The 16,080-nt window shown below is 40.4% G+C and carries 14 protein-coding genes; 6 read left to right on the top strand and 8 right to left on the bottom strand.

What is annotated here, in order from left to right:
* Positions 1-173: 173 nt before the first annotated feature.
* Both NMG88_RS20205 and NMG88_RS20200 read left to right on the top strand, forming a co-directional pair.
* Complete coding sequence (locus NMG88_RS20205; RefSeq protein WP_026788703.1) at positions 174-1,415, top strand: Zn-dependent hydrolase; 1,242 nt, start codon at positions 174-176, stop codon at positions 1,413-1,415.
* A 147-nt stretch (positions 1,416-1,562) separates the two neighbouring features.
* On the top strand, positions 1,563-2,543 hold the full coding sequence (locus tag NMG88_RS20200; protein ID WP_042156327.1) for an aldo/keto reductase: 981 nt from the start codon (positions 1,563-1,565) through the stop codon (positions 2,541-2,543).
* A 131-nt stretch (positions 2,544-2,674) separates the two neighbouring features.
* On the opposite strand, the gene NMG88_RS20195 is transcribed toward NMG88_RS20200, so the two are convergent.
* The 3 genes from NMG88_RS20195 to NMG88_RS20185 all read right to left on the bottom strand — a co-directional run bounded on the left by NMG88_RS20195 (position 2,675) and on the right by NMG88_RS20185 (position 4,403).
* Complete coding sequence (locus NMG88_RS20195; RefSeq protein ID WP_026797032.1) at positions 2,675-3,094, bottom strand: putative toxin-antitoxin system toxin component, PIN family; 420 nt, start codon at positions 3,092-3,094, stop codon at positions 2,675-2,677.
* On the bottom strand, positions 3,082-3,336 hold the full coding sequence (locus tag NMG88_RS20190; RefSeq protein ID WP_026788701.1) for a hypothetical protein: 255 nt from the start codon (positions 3,334-3,336) through the stop codon (positions 3,082-3,084). The genes NMG88_RS20195 and NMG88_RS20190 overlap by 13 nt, the downstream gene beginning before the upstream one ends.
* A gap of 119 nt (positions 3,337-3,455) precedes the next feature.
* Positions 3,456-4,403 (bottom strand): SPL family radical SAM protein, encoded by a 948-nt coding sequence (locus NMG88_RS20185; protein ID WP_040957289.1) that lies wholly within the window; start codon positions 4,401-4,403, stop codon positions 3,456-3,458.
* 133 nt (positions 4,404-4,536) lie between these two features.
* On the opposite strand from NMG88_RS20185, the gene NMG88_RS20180 reads away from it, so the two are divergent.
* Positions 4,537-5,415, top strand: coding sequence for a three-Cys-motif partner protein TcmP (locus NMG88_RS20180; protein WP_026797031.1), 879 nt, complete (start codon positions 4,537-4,539; stop codon positions 5,413-5,415).
* A 55-nt stretch (positions 5,416-5,470) separates the two neighbouring features.
* Here NMG88_RS20180 and NMG88_RS20175 read toward each other — a convergent pair whose 3' ends face one another.
* Complete coding sequence (locus NMG88_RS20175; RefSeq protein WP_254035747.1) at positions 5,471-6,025, bottom strand: Uma2 family endonuclease; 555 nt, start codon at positions 6,023-6,025, stop codon at positions 5,471-5,473.
* A gap of 257 nt (positions 6,026-6,282) precedes the next feature.
* Here NMG88_RS20175 and glyQ point away from each other — a divergent pair, with 257 nt between their 5' ends.
* Positions 6,283-7,167 (top strand): glycine--tRNA ligase subunit alpha, encoded by an 885-nt coding sequence (gene glyQ / locus NMG88_RS20170; protein WP_042156321.1) that lies wholly within the window; start codon positions 6,283-6,285, stop codon positions 7,165-7,167.
* Between the two features lie 180 nt (positions 7,168-7,347).
* On the opposite strand, the gene NMG88_RS20165 is transcribed toward glyQ, so the two are convergent.
* Positions 7,348-9,336 (bottom strand): DNA polymerase III subunit gamma/tau, encoded by a 1,989-nt coding sequence (locus tag NMG88_RS20165; RefSeq protein ID WP_254035746.1) that lies wholly within the window; start codon positions 9,334-9,336, stop codon positions 7,348-7,350.
* 471 nt (positions 9,337-9,807) lie between these two features.
* Here NMG88_RS20165 and NMG88_RS20160 point away from each other — a divergent pair, with 471 nt between their 5' ends.
* A complete protein-coding gene (locus tag NMG88_RS20160) occupies positions 9,808-10,677 on the top strand; it encodes a hypothetical protein (protein WP_042156317.1) in 870 nt (289 codons plus the stop codon).
* Position 10,678: 1 nt separating this feature from the next.
* Here NMG88_RS20160 and NMG88_RS20155 read toward each other — a convergent pair whose 3' ends face one another.
* On the bottom strand, positions 10,679-11,419 hold the full coding sequence (locus NMG88_RS20155) for a phycocyanobilin:ferredoxin oxidoreductase (RefSeq protein ID WP_026788694.1): 741 nt from the start codon (positions 11,417-11,419) through the stop codon (positions 10,679-10,681).
* Between the two features lie 259 nt (positions 11,420-11,678).
* On the opposite strand from NMG88_RS20155, the gene tatA reads away from it, so the two are divergent.
* A complete protein-coding gene (gene tatA / locus NMG88_RS20150; protein WP_026795770.1) occupies positions 11,679-11,873 on the top strand; it encodes a twin-arginine translocase TatA/TatE family subunit in 195 nt (64 codons plus the stop codon).
* 173 nt (positions 11,874-12,046) lie between these two features.
* Here the strand turns inward: tatA and cphA are convergent, their stop codons facing one another.
* Positions 12,047-14,752 (bottom strand): cyanophycin synthetase, encoded by a 2,706-nt coding sequence (gene cphA, locus NMG88_RS20145; protein WP_254035745.1) that lies wholly within the window; start codon positions 14,750-14,752, stop codon positions 12,047-12,049.
* A 259-nt stretch (positions 14,753-15,011) separates the two neighbouring features.
* Positions 15,012-15,866, bottom strand: a complete 855-nt coding sequence (locus NMG88_RS20140; protein WP_026788691.1) for a cyanophycinase — start codon at positions 15,864-15,866, stop codon at positions 15,012-15,014.
* Positions 15,867-16,080: the final 214 nt, after the last annotated feature.

The raw sequence follows: 16,080 nt of genomic DNA, 5'->3' as shown, positions 1-16,080 counted from the left end.
TGATAACTGATTATGGCGCGATCGCTATAGGAATTTATAGTGGTTTTTGAGCTTGTAAAGTACATTTTATACAGTATTCTAGTACGGAAATCAAGAGAATGGTGGAAAGAATAAAAAATAGATGTTAAAAAAAGATTAAATTTTGATTTATTGGTTTTCAGGAGAATCAAATTATGGATAAGATTACCCAAATTAGTATTAATAGCGATCGCCTACATCACCGAATCAACACTTTAGCCCAAATCGGTCAACAACCTTCGGGTAGTATTTGTCGCCTCGCCTTTTCCCCGGAGGATTTGGAGGGGCGTGCTACCGTCAAACAGTGGATGCTAGAGGCGGGAATGACCGTTAGCACCGATGTAGCCGGAAATCTCATCGGTCGCTATCAGGGCAAAAGTCCCACGGCTCCAGCTTTAGGGACAGGTTCCCATATCGACACCGTACCCACGGGCGGATGCTATGATGGAGCTTTGGGGGTATTAGCTGGCATAGAAGTAGTACACACATTAAAAAACCATAATCTACAACTCCATCATCCCCTAGAAGTGATAGTATTTGCCGACGAAGAAAGTACCATGATTGGTGCTCAGGCGATCGCAGGAACGGTGTTACTTGATGCTCCAGATCGTTATCAATCAAAGGCAGGAGAGTCGATTCAAGGATGTTTAGCACGGGTGGGAGGCAACTGGGATAACCTAGCAACAGCGCGACGGTCACGGGCAGATCTGGTGGCGTTTGTGGAACTGCACGTGGAACAGGGGGCCATATTAGAACAAAAGGGGGTTTCTATTGGAATTGTGCAGGGTGTGGTAGGAATGGAGCGCCTAAAAATTACGATTATTGGAAAAGCCAACCACGCCGGAACAACACCCATGGAAATGCGACAGGATGCGTTAATAGCGGCGGCAGAATTAATTTTAGCAGTGCGAGAAATAGCGTTAAAAATGCCTTCCCAACCCGTAGCAACCGTAGGATATCTTAATGTTTTACCCAATGCAGTTAATATTATCCCCGGACAGGTAGAACTTTCTGTAGATATGCGAGATTTATCTGATAATTGTTTACAGGAAATGTTGGCACAATTGCACAATAAGATAATATTGATCGCCCATTCAACTAATACCACAATTTCAACAACTCCCTTACTCAGTGTTAAACCAACCTTAGCGACTCCTGAAATTCAATATAGTATTGAATCTGTTTGTAAACAGTTAAACTTAAATTATGATTATCTTCCCAGTCGCGCCGGACATGATGCCTTAGAAATCGGCAGAATTACCAATATGGGAATGATTTTTGTCCCCTCTCAAGGAGGCTTTAGTCATTCCGAAGCCGAATATACATCCCCCGAACATTGTACCCAAGGAGCCAATGTATTATTACAAACTTTGTTATTATTAGATCAAAGCCATTAAACATCATCTGGGATGTGCATATTACTAACGGAAAAATCCGATTATCCCTTCGTGTCTTAGTGCCTTTGTGGTTCCTTACTATTTTTTTAAAATAATGATTTAATTGTCTTATAATATGAGCAGTTATTATCGTTATTAATCGTGATTATGAACAATCATCAACTCCTATCTTTACCTAAAATGGGATGCGGAACCTGGGCCTGGGGAAATCGCCTATTATGGGGTTATGATCCCAGTATGGATACACAGTTACAACAAGTATTTAATTTGTGTGTCAGTCAGGGTGTCACCTTATTTGATACGGGAGATTCCTACGGTACAGGGAAATTAAATGGACGCAGTGAATCGCTTTTAGGACAGTTTTCTCAAGAATATCAAGGAATAAATCAAGAGCAAATTTGTATCGCCACAAAATTAGCTCCTTATCCCTGGAGATTAACCCGCAAATCAATGATTAATGCCTCTGAAAATTCAGCTAAACGGTTAGGAAAAAATGTCGATTTAGTTCAAATGCACTGGTCTACAGCTAATTACGCTCCTTGGCAAGAAGGGAATTTATTAGCGGGTTTAGGAGATTTATATGAACAGGGATTAGTTAAAGGAATTGGCTTATCGAATTATGGGCCGAAACGGTTAAAAAAAGTTTATCAAAAATTTGCAGATCGGGGGATTCCGATTTCAACTTTACAGGTACAATATTCTTTATTATCAACCTATCCGGTCACGGAATTAGGGTTAAAAAAAGTTTGTGATGAATTAGGCATTCAATTAATTGCCTATAGTCCGTTAGGGTTAGGATTATTAACCGGAAAATTCTCAGAAAATACCCCTTTACCAAAAGGAATTCGTGGGGGATTATTTAAAAAATTGTTACCCGGAATTCAACCGATTTTAGCCAGTCTGAAAGAAATTGCTGAATTTCGGTCTAAAACTTTAACCCAAGTTGCTTTAAATTGGTGTATTTGTAAAGGTACAATTCCGATTCCTGGGGCAAAAAACCTAGAGCAAGCTAAGGATAATTTAGGGGCGTTAGGGTGGTATTTGGACTCAGGAGAAGTTGCAGCGTTAGATAATGCTGTGATGCGTTCTAATCAACAAATGGTACAAAATATTTTCCAGACTTCTTAGTTTTTCTAAAGTTTTTATTAATTAAATGACAATAATATTCTGTAAAAAAGAATGGAAACACATAGCATTATCGATCAAACCATCTCGTAGGGGGGTTCTGTAAGAATATTAAAATCCCACCCTTAACCTACCTAAACCCGCCCCTGACCCATTAAACTCAAAAAATTTGCTGCATTCACAATTTCAATTCCTTGATAATTTTGTAAAGGAAGTAAATGTTTTTTATCTCCAGTTACGATATAATTTGCATGACCAACAACCGCACATTCTAACACCATATTATCATCAGGATCAGTGATGATAACATTAAGAGTATTAGAAATTTTGACGACCTGTAAGAAACTCAATAAATCGGATAAAGTATCTGTAATTTGAGAATCTGTAAAATTGAGTTTTTGCTCTAACTTTTCCAGCAACTCATCCAATAATTCTTGACAAGTGATCGCCTTAATTTGACCCGTTCTAGCTAATTCCAAACATCGATAAGGACTACCTCGCCAACCCAGACCAGATAGCAATACATTCGTATCAAATACGACTATTGGATACATGGTCTATCCTCATGAATTAAATCATTAATAAAATCCTCGCGTTCTTCGTCAGATAAAGTATTCCAATTGATTCCTCTTTCATTACACAATCTCCGCAATTGACTTTCACCATAGTCTAAGCGTTCTTGACGTTTGGTTTCTGTTTCTTTCACAAGTTCTAGCAATATGATCCGTTTTTCTTTTAATGGCAATTGTTGGATTAGATCAATAATTTGTTCTGTTGTTATAGTTAAGGTTGGCATTATAATCATCCTCACAGATTAGAGAAAGATGGCGAATATCGTTAAAGTATAGCATTTTTATTATAACTTTATTTTTTTTATGTATAAAATACTCCTGACATAATTTTTATAGGCAAATATCAAACCCAGTTTTCAATTGTTGGACGATGTAACCAATCTATAACTTTTTGAGGATTATCGACATATTTTTTTAACTCTGGATCGGGCCATATATGAAGTTTATCTTTACAACCCACTATTTCGGCTGCCGTTTCAATATCTTCCCATTGCCTTAAAAAATCTTCTGACCAGGAACGTTTAGTCATGATAGAATTTGCCCAGTCTAAGCCTGCTGCAATCATTCGTTTTCCATTAGTTCCTCGCGCATTAATTGGTTCCCAAAAAATTACTTCTGGTTCTAAAGTCATGATTTTATCTAAATAATTTTTAAAGTTATCTAAAGTTAAAGTGGGCGGAGTGGGTGCCATCGCAATATAAAGGCGACATCCGGCTTTTTTGCCTTTTAATAAAGCTTCATAGCGTTTAGATGGAGGAGGGGCCTGGGGTTCAATTTGACGACTGAGTTCATCATCTAAATAGGGTAAACTCATACCAACTGTTACATTAGGATAATTGAAAAGATCTAGATCATTTACCCATAGAGGACTGCGAGTTAAAATTCTAATTCTCTTGTTCTTTTCCTGTAAAGTCTTAACTGTATCACGAGTAATTTTTGCTACCTGTTGATTTTGATAAGGGTCAGTCCCTGAACAAAGTAAAACAACACCCTTTCCTGATGGAGTTTCATTCCATTTTTTTTTGCCTTTTAAAACTTTTTTTAATTTCTCAGGAATCTCCTCACGAATAAATAGATATTTTCCCCAGTCCATTTGAGGATTATCCACACCTTTTTCTTTAAGTTGTGATTGTCGGGTACGAATAGCAGGTGTTGAGGGAACATAGCAAAACGTGCATCCATGCAAACAGCCAGATGCAATATTAATCACATAATCGCATAATCCCTTCTTGTTTAAATTGCTTTTTTGTAGGGGATTGACTATTTTCTCGTTTCCCTGGATAATAGACATAACAGTTTTCAACCAAAACAAAGATAATCAAAGTTAGTTTCTGATATCTATTAAAATATCCACTCTGTTACCTTATCATATTTTGATTTTATTTTCAACATTTTAATAAATTGCAAGCTAAAGGATAAAGATTATGAAAAAGCAACGTTTTGGAGGAGATTGGACAGAAGAAAAACTGAGTAGAGTCAAAAAGTATCTTGTTGCTTACTCAACAATTATGAATAAATACCCTCTCCAATATGCTTACATAGATGCTTTTGCTGGAACTGGATATAGAACACTTAATACTCCTGATGAACAAGGTCAGCTAATGTTGCCTGAATTGATTGATCCAGAATCTCAACAATTTATAGAAGGTTCTGCCAAAATTGCTCTTCAAGTTAAACCAGAATTTAATAAATATATTTTTGTAGAAAAAGATGAGGAAAAAATAAAAGAATTAAATAATCTCAAAATTGAATTTAACCATTTATCCGACAAAATTGAAATCGTTCATTCGGATGCTAATACATTTCTAAAAAGAAAATGTAATCAAAATACTAATTGGGAACGACATCGTGCGGTTCTTTTCCTTGATCCTTTTGGAATGCAAGTTCCTTGGAAGACTATTGAAGCAATAGCCCAAACTCAAGCAATTGATTTATGGTATTTGTTTCCCGTAGGAATAGCGATTAATCGATTACTCAAGCGAGATGGTAATATAAGTGAATCCGTTAGAAACAAACTGAATGAAACATTTGGAACAACAAGTTGGTGGGATACATTTTATACAATTTCTGAAAAAACTAACTTATTTGGAACTTATACAGAAACGGAAAAAATTGCTGACTATAAATTAATAGGGAGATTTTTTATTGAAAGATTAAAAATTATATTTGCAGGTGTAGCTGAAAATCCTCTACTTTTGCTTAATTCCCAAAATACACCTCTATATCTCCTGTGTTTTGCATCAGCTAATCCCAAGGGCGCACCAACAGCTATAAAAATAGCACAACATATTCTAAAATCATGAACAGTAGTATTTTAATTCCTGTAATAATTTTGGAAAAGTTGTAATCGCTTTCTAACTAAACAACTAATAACCTCTGAACAGAAACCGCCATATCAGGAAAAGCCAGAGGATAAATGTCTCCTTGAGTTAAAATCTCTTGAGATTGATAATCACCCTGTTGAGGATTTCTAAATACAATTAACGTTTGATTTTGCAAATTCACAACCCAATATTCTCGAATATTTTCTGTTGCGTAGACTTTGCTTTTTTGCTCTAAATCTTTTGTTAAACTAGAATTAGAAAACTCAATTAACCAAAAAATATTATTGGGATAGGGATGATGTTCTAAATAAACACTTCCCAAGGGTTCAACAATAGCAAGATCGAGTTCGGGTTCAGAACTCGATTGAAATAACGTAATCGGTTTTCCTTCCCGAACTTTTGCCCGATTTCCTAATAAATTTCTTAAATAATCTGCTGTAGCATCACTAAAATAAGCGTGGAAAATTCCTTCGGGAGACATTTTAATAATCTGACCATTCAATAATTCAACAGATCGATTATCCAGAATTCCAGCATCAATCATGCGATGATAGTCTTCGATTGTCCATTCTAAAAGGGCGATTTTCATTGATGTTGCCTTTCGGTGAATTAATGGATATATTTATTCTATCAATAAAAACGAATTGTGTTAAGGTAGAATCAGAATAATGATAGGAAATTAACAATAAATGGAAAATACTGGGGTATTAGATGCGGTCATGGGGGTAATAGCGATCGCAATTTTAATTGGAGGATTAGTAATGCTATTTAAAGGCATTTCATCCATGCCTAAAAATTAATGGTAAAATTGATTAACGTAAAAACAATTAGATCAAATTACATCCCGTGAATTTTCAATCAATTATTGCTACCCTGAATCAATTTTGGAGCGATCGCGGCTGTTTGATTGCCCAATCCTATGATACCGAAAAAGGGGCGGGAACCATGAACCCCCATACCTTTTTACGCGCCATTGGCCCGGAACCCTGGTCGGTCGCCTATGTCGAACCCTGTCGTCGTCCCACCGATGGCCGTTATGGAGAAAACCCCAATCGTTTTCAACATTATTATCAATATCAAGTGTTAATTAAACCCTCTCCTAATAATATTCAAGAGGTTTATTTAGACTCCTTGAAACTATTAGGAATTAACCCCGAAGATCATGATATTCGCTTTGTAGAAGATAACTGGGAATCTCCCACTTTAGGGGCTTGGGGTGTGGGTTGGGAAGTCTGGTTAGATGGGATGGAAATTACTCAATTTACCTATTTTCAACAATGCGGAAGTATTGATTGTCGTCCCGTTTCTATTGAAATTACCTATGGTTTAGAACGTCTAGCCATGTATCTACAAAATGTGGATGCGATGACTAAAATTTCTTGGACAGATAAAATTAATTATGGGGATGTTCACCTCCAGGGAGAAATAGAACAATGTACCTATAATTTTGAAGCATCTAACCCAGAATTTTTGTTTACTTTGTTTGGATTATATGAACAGGAAGCGGAACAATTAATCGAAAAAGGATTAGTTTTACCGAGTTTAGATTATGTTCTTAAATGTTCCCATAGTTTCAATTTATTGGATGCTAGAGGAGTGATTGCGGTGACAGAAAGAACTCGTTATATTGGTCGAATTAGAAATTTAGCTAGACGAGTCGCCCAACGCTATTTAGAACAGCGAGAACAGTTAGGTTTCCCCTTAGAAAAAACCTCCCTAGTTGCTCAATAAATGAGTTGGTTTTTCTTGTAGTGCGAGCGTCCTCGCTCGCTGGAATAATTAGAAGAAATCCCTAAATGTTTGCTACAGAAAGAGAAAGAGGGCGGGTTTATTAAAGTTATCTGTAAGTATCATAATTTATTACAGAACCCGCCCCTACGGGTAAAAACCGAGTACCTGTTCCCTGCTAGATCAAAAATCATCATCATTTTCTTCATCCAGATCATCAATTTCTATAAAGTTTTCATTTTCATTAATTTCAATAGCATCAGCTTTTTTGTCTAATAAAGTAGCGGTTTTAGATGTGGGTTTTTCTTCTAATTCAATCATTTTTCCTTGAAAAAAATCAACTAATTTTTGAGATGCGATCGCAACAGCTTGAGTATCTGCTTGTTCAGGACTTATAGGAACTGTTTCTACTTTTTCAATCGGTTTAAATGAATGATTATTAATCGTTTCGATTTGATTCTGTTTATTAATATTCTGATTTGGAGATTCAGAAATTTGTTGTTGTTCTTGAGTATTAATTACAGGAGTTTGTACAACTTCAGGCGAATAAACCCTAGGATTTTCGATGGGGGGATAGGTGGGCGACGGGGGAGTTACGTCTTGAATTTGATTAATAGAATTTCCGCCTCTACTATCAAAATTAATTTTAATAGGATGACCGAAAACCTGTTGAAATGCTTTTTCTAAATTCGATATTCTCTCTTTAGCCATTTTTAGTACAGGTTCAGAATTCATTTTAATATATGCAATATCAGAATTACACTGGATTAAATGTCCTTGTTGCCGAAAGAAAGCTTTTGTTCCATTGGGTTGAATATAATCTAATACCTGTTGCCAAATTTGATCTAAATTAGCATTAGTAACAATAGGCGGTTCTGCGGGTGGTGCGGGAATTTCTGCTTTAACTTGCGGTTGAGGTTCGGGGGTGTATGTAGGTTGAAAAACGGGAGAATTAACTGGGTTTTGTGACGGGTTTGAAGGTTCTGAACGTTGTACAAATGGAACGGTTTCCGATTGGTTTTGGACGGTTTTTTGAGGAGTTTGGGTAACAGTAACCGTTTGAGTTATAACAGATTTTTGTAACGCCGATGGAAGTAAACCTAATAAGATAATTTCTAACCATAAACGCGGTTGAGTTGAATTTTTGATTTGAACTTCACTTTCGCGTAAATGTTTCTGACCTGCTAATATAATTGTACTATCCCAACGGTGGGAAAATTGACAAAGTTGTTCCCAAGTCGGTTGAGTCAGTGCGACTAAATCAGAACGGGTTGATGCGGTTTTAGCAATTAATAAATCTCGATAAAATCCGGCTAAATTTTGCAGGACAATTAAAGGTTCCCGTCCTCGGTTTAATAAGTTACGAATACAGTCTAAAATAATAGCCGTATCCCCAGAATCAATCGCTTCTAATAAACTGATTAAGTCCCGTTCAGGAACCGCCCCGACTAAATCCCAGACTTTTTCAACCGTAATTTCACCGGATAATAAACTAAGTTGATCCAATAAACTTTCAGCATCCCTTAACCCCCCCTGAGCAATTTGAGCCACCATAAAAACCGCATCATCAGCAATATTAATAGCTTCTTGTTGGGCAATATATTTTAAATGTTTGATCATGGAATCTAGGGGGATTCGTCGAAAATCAAACCGTTGACACCGGGAAATAATAGTAGGTAAAACCCGTTGTGGGTCAGTTGTTGCTAATACAAATACAACTCGATCTGGAGGTTCTTCTAAGGTTTTTAATAGGGCGTTAAATGCTGCCGTACTTAACATATGACATTCATCTATAACATATACTTTATAACGACATTGAACCGGAGCAAATTGCGATCGCTCAATTAATTCCCTAATATTATCAACCCCGGTATTACTAGCCGCATCAATTTCAATTACATCTAAAGTTGATCCATTAGTAATCCCTTTGCAAACCTCACAAACCCCGCAAGGTGCGGCCGTTGGAGTGGAATTGGCCAAACAATTCAGCGATTTGGCCAAAATTCTCGCACTGGAGGTTTTTCCCGTTCCCCTCGGCCCGGTAAATAGGTAAGCTGGGGCGATGCGTTGAGATTCGATCGCATTCGTGAGGGTAGTTGCGATCGCCTCTTGTCCGACCAAATGGGCAAAGGTTTGGGGACGGTATTTGTGGTGTAGGGGTTCGTAACTCACAACGCAACAGTAAAATTAAGGGAACAGGAAACACTCTTGGCTAGAATAGCAGTAGAGTATTAAAGATCAACCAGGGTGGGGCGGTAGAGGGGAAACTGTCGATTTTCCTATTTAGGACAGAATCAGTGTAATCATAGTAATTGAACTGACCTGAACTGTTTGCTGATTTTTTTTCTAAATCCTAGACAATGTAACAGAATTTTTGATAACTTAGAGTTAAATAGATTTATCATGGCAAGACCAGAGGTGTATTTTTGTTTTTCTTAATAGCCTGAAATTTGATCAAACAGTACAGGTATGGAATTTATGAATTACCTGAAATTAAGGGATCAAAAACAAGCCATTAAAATAAATTTAATCTGATCGTTGGACAACTAAAGATTTACTATCCATGCCATTTTCATTTTAACCTATTCTGGATCGGTTGCAACGGTTTTATCGCAAATTCTAAAAATTAAGTGATTATAACTTATGTCTAATCAAATTATCCTAGTTCAGCCTTTGCTGGCAGCAAAGCCCCCAAAACCTCCTGCTAAAAGTCCCCAAATGAGTACGGATCTAATCTGGATGGGGGCGACGGGTATTTTGTTTATTTTACTATTAGGAAGTATAGTTTTTTTCAAAATAAAAACTAAGGTTTTAACTAAACAGGTAAACACAGAAATATTTAGAAATAAAGAGCTACAGAAAAAATATAAATTGGCAGTCGATACGGTTGCCAAAATGGAGAAAAACCCGGATTTAATTCACTCACGGGAATTTAACTTAGATTATTTGAGAATGCGGATGGCGGAGGATGTTTTCCACTATGCCATTATTGTTCAAATTAAGATGAAAGTTAAACAACAAATTTCCATCGCCCTCCGCCCAACTCAAACGGCTGTTGGAGAACAAAGCACCGCAGGAACAGCCCGTCAAGTCGATTCTATCTTTGATGTAGAATATGAAACGGGTATTGCTGGAGACTCTAAAAAACGGGTGTTATTTCGGATTCAAGTACGACTGATGAAATTACCCACTCAATCAACATCAACTACAATTAATGAAATTATTGATTGTTTAGAAACCTATTTAAGCGCCAGTGATGAACATGATAATTGGCAACCCACTATTCAAGGACGAATTGTTCATATTGAATGGGATCAAAAAGCCAAACCAACGCCTTTATTGGTATTAGAACAATCGAATGAAGGAGTCAATGTTACCTTCCGTACAACTCGACCTGCGGGGATGAAATCACCACCCCATGAAACTCATCATGAAGAAACAACCCAAGCCAAAACTCAAGGGAAAACTCAACGCAAAAAAAGCAGTAAATCAGAATCTACTAAATTAACTTAAGTTAGCTGGGAGCCAGATCAAATAAAACCGTTGTCATATAGTTATTAGCCCATTCTTCACCAAAGGCTTTTTCTAAGACACGGCGGGTTTTATCATTTTGTTGTTGTTGAGTACAATACCGTTGTTGACCTGCAATAATTTCCGATTTTTGTTCCTCAGAAATCGGGTTTTGAGCGATCGCATATTCACAATGAACTTTCAAATATTGCGTCACAATTTGCAAAAATTTAGTTTCTTCTTCCGGTGTTGTCGGTCGAATAAATAAACAAAATTCCGAAAAAATATCCCCCCAAGTGGGAATTTCACGGGGTTGGGAAAACTGTTGTTGCGGTTGGGGTTGTAATTGCTGTTGATAGGGTAACGGTAAACTACGGTCTAAATGGGTAGGGGATAAATCCACAATAGCCGCACTAATTTGGCCCCGTCCCCCGACTAAATCAGCCCCAAACATGGGGATATCATATTCCACCCTCGGAAACATCACGCAATGGAGAATATCCAGGTTTTGGCCAACTTTAGCCAATTCCAAATGGAGTTTCCGAAAGTGTTGGGTTTGATAACACTTATTTTCAATGATCAGTTTTTCCCCTTCTAAGCGTCCCTCCACATATCCTAAATCTTCTGGTAAATGGTAGGGTTCCAAATCGAGATACTGGCTCCAACTAACCTGAATTTGGTTGGCGAGTTGGCGGATGAGAGAGTGCTGTTGTTCTCGAATCGAGGGGAAGGAGGTGTTAACCATTGTAGGATTTTAAACGTTTCAGACTCATATCATAGAATATAGCAATCCTAAATAGGTTGTAACATTTCAATACTGATATGAAACGGCCAGAAGTATTACCCCAGATCCCTCCCCCCCTAGCCCCTCGTGCACGGGGGGTTTGGGGGGGCTGTTCCGGTGTTCCCTTTTGATCAGGGATTTTAAACACAACTCAAATAGGATTGCTATATCAGTTTAGTATGAAGGTTGACTTATCCCTTTATAAAGGCAGCTAAAGATTATGTTTGGTTTAGGTTGGCCAGAAATTGCAATTATTTTAGTGGTGGCGCTGTTAATTTTTGGCCCTAAAAAAATTCCTGAAATTGGGAAAAGTTTGGGCCAAAGTCTTAAGGGGTTTAAAGATGGATTCTCTACCCCCCCAGATATTTCTGATTCAGTCTCCTCTGAGACGGAACAGAATTCCCACAAGTCCTAATTTCTTCAAACCCCGTAGGGGCGGGTTCCGTACTAATATCCGTTTCCAACAACTAATCATTATAAACCCGCCCAACCCCAGAATAATATTGAATTAATCGTTAATTTGGGGTGATGTCTGGGCGGGTTTTGGGAGGTTGTTTGTGGGTAGCAAAGGTTAACTCGAACCCGCCCCTACAGTGTGATCGAAGATTGGATCACCGTTGAGGAATTAAGACTCGGAGAATGGGAATTGTCAATAGACTCCTGAATGGGGTTACGAACCTCAATTAATTTAATCGCGCGATTCACACTTTCGGGTAGAATCACTACTAACGATCCCGCCCCAGCCCGATCCAAAGCCGTATTCACCGCTTGGGTTTCATTAAGAATTGTTTCATAACGTACCTGACGGCCAGGAATAGTGCCTAAAACTTGCTGAATCCCCTGGCTGATTAACTGAGCTGCCGAACCCAGTTCTCGGCCCCGGGTATCATCATCCTCCTTGACAATAATCTCATCAAAGATATCCGCAGCCAATTGACCCAAGGTGACAAAATCTTCATCCCGGCGATCGCCTGGGCCACCAATCACCCCAATCCGATGCCCCGGCCAATTTTTCACAAACGCCCCTAATGCTATGTAACTTGCCGGGTTGTGGGCATAATCAATCAGGGCGTGATAACTCCCCATATTAAATAAATTCATCCGTCCGGGGGTTTGGGAAGTCGAGGCGATAAAGGTTGACAAACCCGCCCGAATATGCTCTATTTTTACCCCTTGGGCAAAGGCGGCCAAACAAGCGGCCAAAGCATTAGCAATCATAAACGGAGCGCGACCATTCATCGTGATCGGAACATTCACCGCCTGTTCAATCCGTAGCGTCCAATCTCCTTTTAAAATAGACAGATAGCCATTTTCATAGACGGCTGCCAATCCCCCGGATTCCGTGTGTTTCAACACAATTTCATTATCAGGATTCATGGTGAAATAGGCGATTTGAGCCTTTACCCGTTCGGCCATTTGTACCACCAACGGATCATCAGCGTTCAACACCGCATAGCCTTTCGGCATCACTACTTCAGCCACAACACTTTTCACCTTCGCCATTTGTTCCGGGGTATCAATATCCCCCAAGCCCAAATGATCCGCCGACACATTCAAGACCACACCGACATCACAGGTATCGAACCCTAGCCCCGCCCGCAGAATCCCACCCCGCGCACATTCAAGGACAGCAACTTCTACCATCGGATCACGCAGAATCAGTTGGGCGCTTTGGGGCCCGGTATTGTCCCCAGGTTCGGCTAAATGTTCCCCAATATAAATCCCGTCGGTAGTTGTATAGCCAACCGCTAACCCGGTTTGTTTAATGATGTGAGCTAACAAACGGGTAGTAGTGGTTTTGCCATTGGTTCCGGTGACGGCCAAAATCGGGACGCGACTGGGCTGGCCAGGGGGAAACAACATATCCATCACCGCCCCTGCAACATTTCTGGGTAAACCTTCACTGGGGGCGACGTGCATTCGGAAACCCGGGGCGGCATTCACTTCCACCACCACCCCATCGACTTCCCGCAGAGGTTTAGAAATATCGGGCGTCACCACATCAATTCCGGCAATATCCAAACCGATAATTTTAGCAATTCGAGCAAATAGCCAGACATTATCCGGGTGAACTTCATCGGTGCGGTCAATGGCACTGCCTCCCGTACTTAAGTTAGCCGTAGCCCGCAGAAAACAGATTTCTCCGGGGGGCATAACGCTTTCTAGGGTATGACCTTTCTCCGCAATCATGGACAGCACGGTTTTATCCACCACAATTCGGGTGAGGACATTATCATGGCCATCGCCCCGACGGGGATCACGATTGGTTTTTTCGATTAATTGTTCAATGGTTAATTTGCCATCCCCGACTACATGGGCCGGAACCCGTTCCGCCACGGCTACCATTTTGCCATTCACCACTAACACCCGATGATCCCGACCTGTATAGAAGCGTTCCAAAATCACACTGCGGGTTTTAGAGGCATTACTGGCTTCCTCGTAGGCCATGACCGCCGTTTCCCATTTGGTAATATCCAGGGTAATCCCCCGTCCATGGTTGCCATCGAGGGGTTTAATGGCAATGGGATAGCCTCCGACTTCATGAATGGCATCTTGGAGTTCATCCAAATAGCGAATCACCGTTCCTCTGGGAACCGGAACCCCCGCATCTCGGAGAATTTGTTTTGTCCCTTCTTTATCACAGGCCAACTCTACGGCTAAAACTCCGGTTTGGTTACTGAGGGTGGCTTGAATCCGTTTTTGATAACATCCATAACCAAACTGAATCATAAACCGAGCATTCAGTTGTTGCCAGGGAATATCCCGGGCTTCGGCTTCTTTAATAATGGTTTCTGTGCTAGGGCCAAGGGAGGCTTGAGCTTTTAATTCTTTGAGATCTTCAATATCTTGGGCAAGTTCTTCGCTGGGATAGGTTCCCGTATCCGCAATACTTTGGCACAGTCGGACAGCGGCTCGGCCCGCATAACGCCCAGCGTGTTCGTTATCATATTCAAACGCCACCTGAAAAATCCCCGGACTGGAGGTTTCACGGGTGCGACCAAATCCTACGGTCATTCCGGCCAACTGTTGGAGTTCCAGGGCGATGTGTTCGATAATATGTCCCATTAAAGTTCCCCGTTCTACCCGACTGAGGAACCCCCCTCGGACACCCGGTGAGCAGTGATGTTCAATTAAACTCGGGAGAGCGGAAGTTAAGCCGTTATAGAAGCCTGGAATATCGCTGCTATAGCGTTCCGTTAATTCTTCCAAATCCAAACGCATCACAATCAGTTGATGGCGTCGGATACTCCAGTAGTTAGGGCCTCTTAAGGTTTGTATTTTAAGAATTTTCATATTGGTGTGAGTATAATGCTCCGAATGGGCCGGGATGATAGTCCGCTTTATTAAATTTCTAGCTAAGGTGACTTGTAAACTGTTTGCAGTGAACAGTTTTTCAGAACTATTGAACTTTGCTAGATCAGAGCAGTTGGGGATTTCCGATTTTCTTTTCGAGACTTGCCGATTCCCAATCACCCCTAATCAGGGTTTCCCATCTTCAAATTAGAGGGGAAAACCTTGAATTTGGCAAAGTTCACCGATCATGTATGTCAATTTACACACTGGGAGCAGAACTTGGACGACGGGAGTGAAAGTTATACTGATCACCATAGGATAGAATATGTACCCGCAAATTGAATACACTTAGGGGATCGGTGGCTCCAGCATTCACTAAATTGGTATAGGACATTTCGTGGGTATCCACAATGGTTACACATCCCTTTCCTACGACCCGCAGTAAACCTTGGGCTTCAAATAGGGCACAGGTATCCTCATCAATGCCAATGCCAATTTTGTCGGGGTGGGCTGCGACAGCACTCACTAACCGTGCCATGCGATTCCGGTTATGGAAGTGTTGATCTACAACTAATTCTGGCACAATATCTAAGCCCGTTGCCATATCTACCAGGGAGCGATTGGGAGATTCCCCACTTCCGCCTCCGGCAATCATTTGGTGGCCCATTACGGCGGCTCCAGCACTGGTTCCAGCCAAGGCCATGCGCCCTTGTCTGGCTCCGGTTCTAATTTTTTCCATCAGCAGGGTATCGGCTAATAAGCTATAAAGCCGCAATTGATCCCCCCCCGTCATAAATACCCCGGTACAGGTTTCTAAGAAGGCGTGCCACTTGGGATCTTCACAATGATGGCGTTCCCGAATATCAAAGACTTCAATGGATGTGGCCCCCATTTCCTCAAAGATTTTTTTATATCTCTCTCCCTGAACCACTGGTTCGCGGGAGGCAGAGGGAATGATGGCAAGGTGGGCGTTGGAAGCACCAGCCCGGTGAACAAAGGTTTGCAGAATCTCACGTCCATGAACTTTGTCTTCGGCTCCACCAATAATCATGATAGAGGTTTTGGTTTGTTGGGGAATCATTTGTTCAAGGGCTTGAGATGTCAACTGCTGCATAGTGTGTCTCCTCGAATCAATCTATACTGGGTTCAGCCACGGGAGTGATTAGGTTAGCCATCCTTTTTTATGGGGCTGATTTTGATTTCCCTGTGGAAACAAAGACCTGATCTCCGACTCTCCCCGATCGGAATCCACCGGGTGGATTCCTCTGATTGGAGAAGAACGGTAACGGGTTTTTTAGGGATAGTCACCTCAAGGATCAGCCTTGGAC

The organism is Planktothrix agardhii (assembly GCF_904830935.1).
GTDB lineage: Bacteria > Cyanobacteriota > Cyanobacteriia > Cyanobacteriales > Microcoleaceae > Planktothrix > Planktothrix agardhii.
The sequence above is the reverse complement of the archived record's forward strand: the minus strand, read 5'-3'. Positions and strand labels throughout refer to the sequence as shown.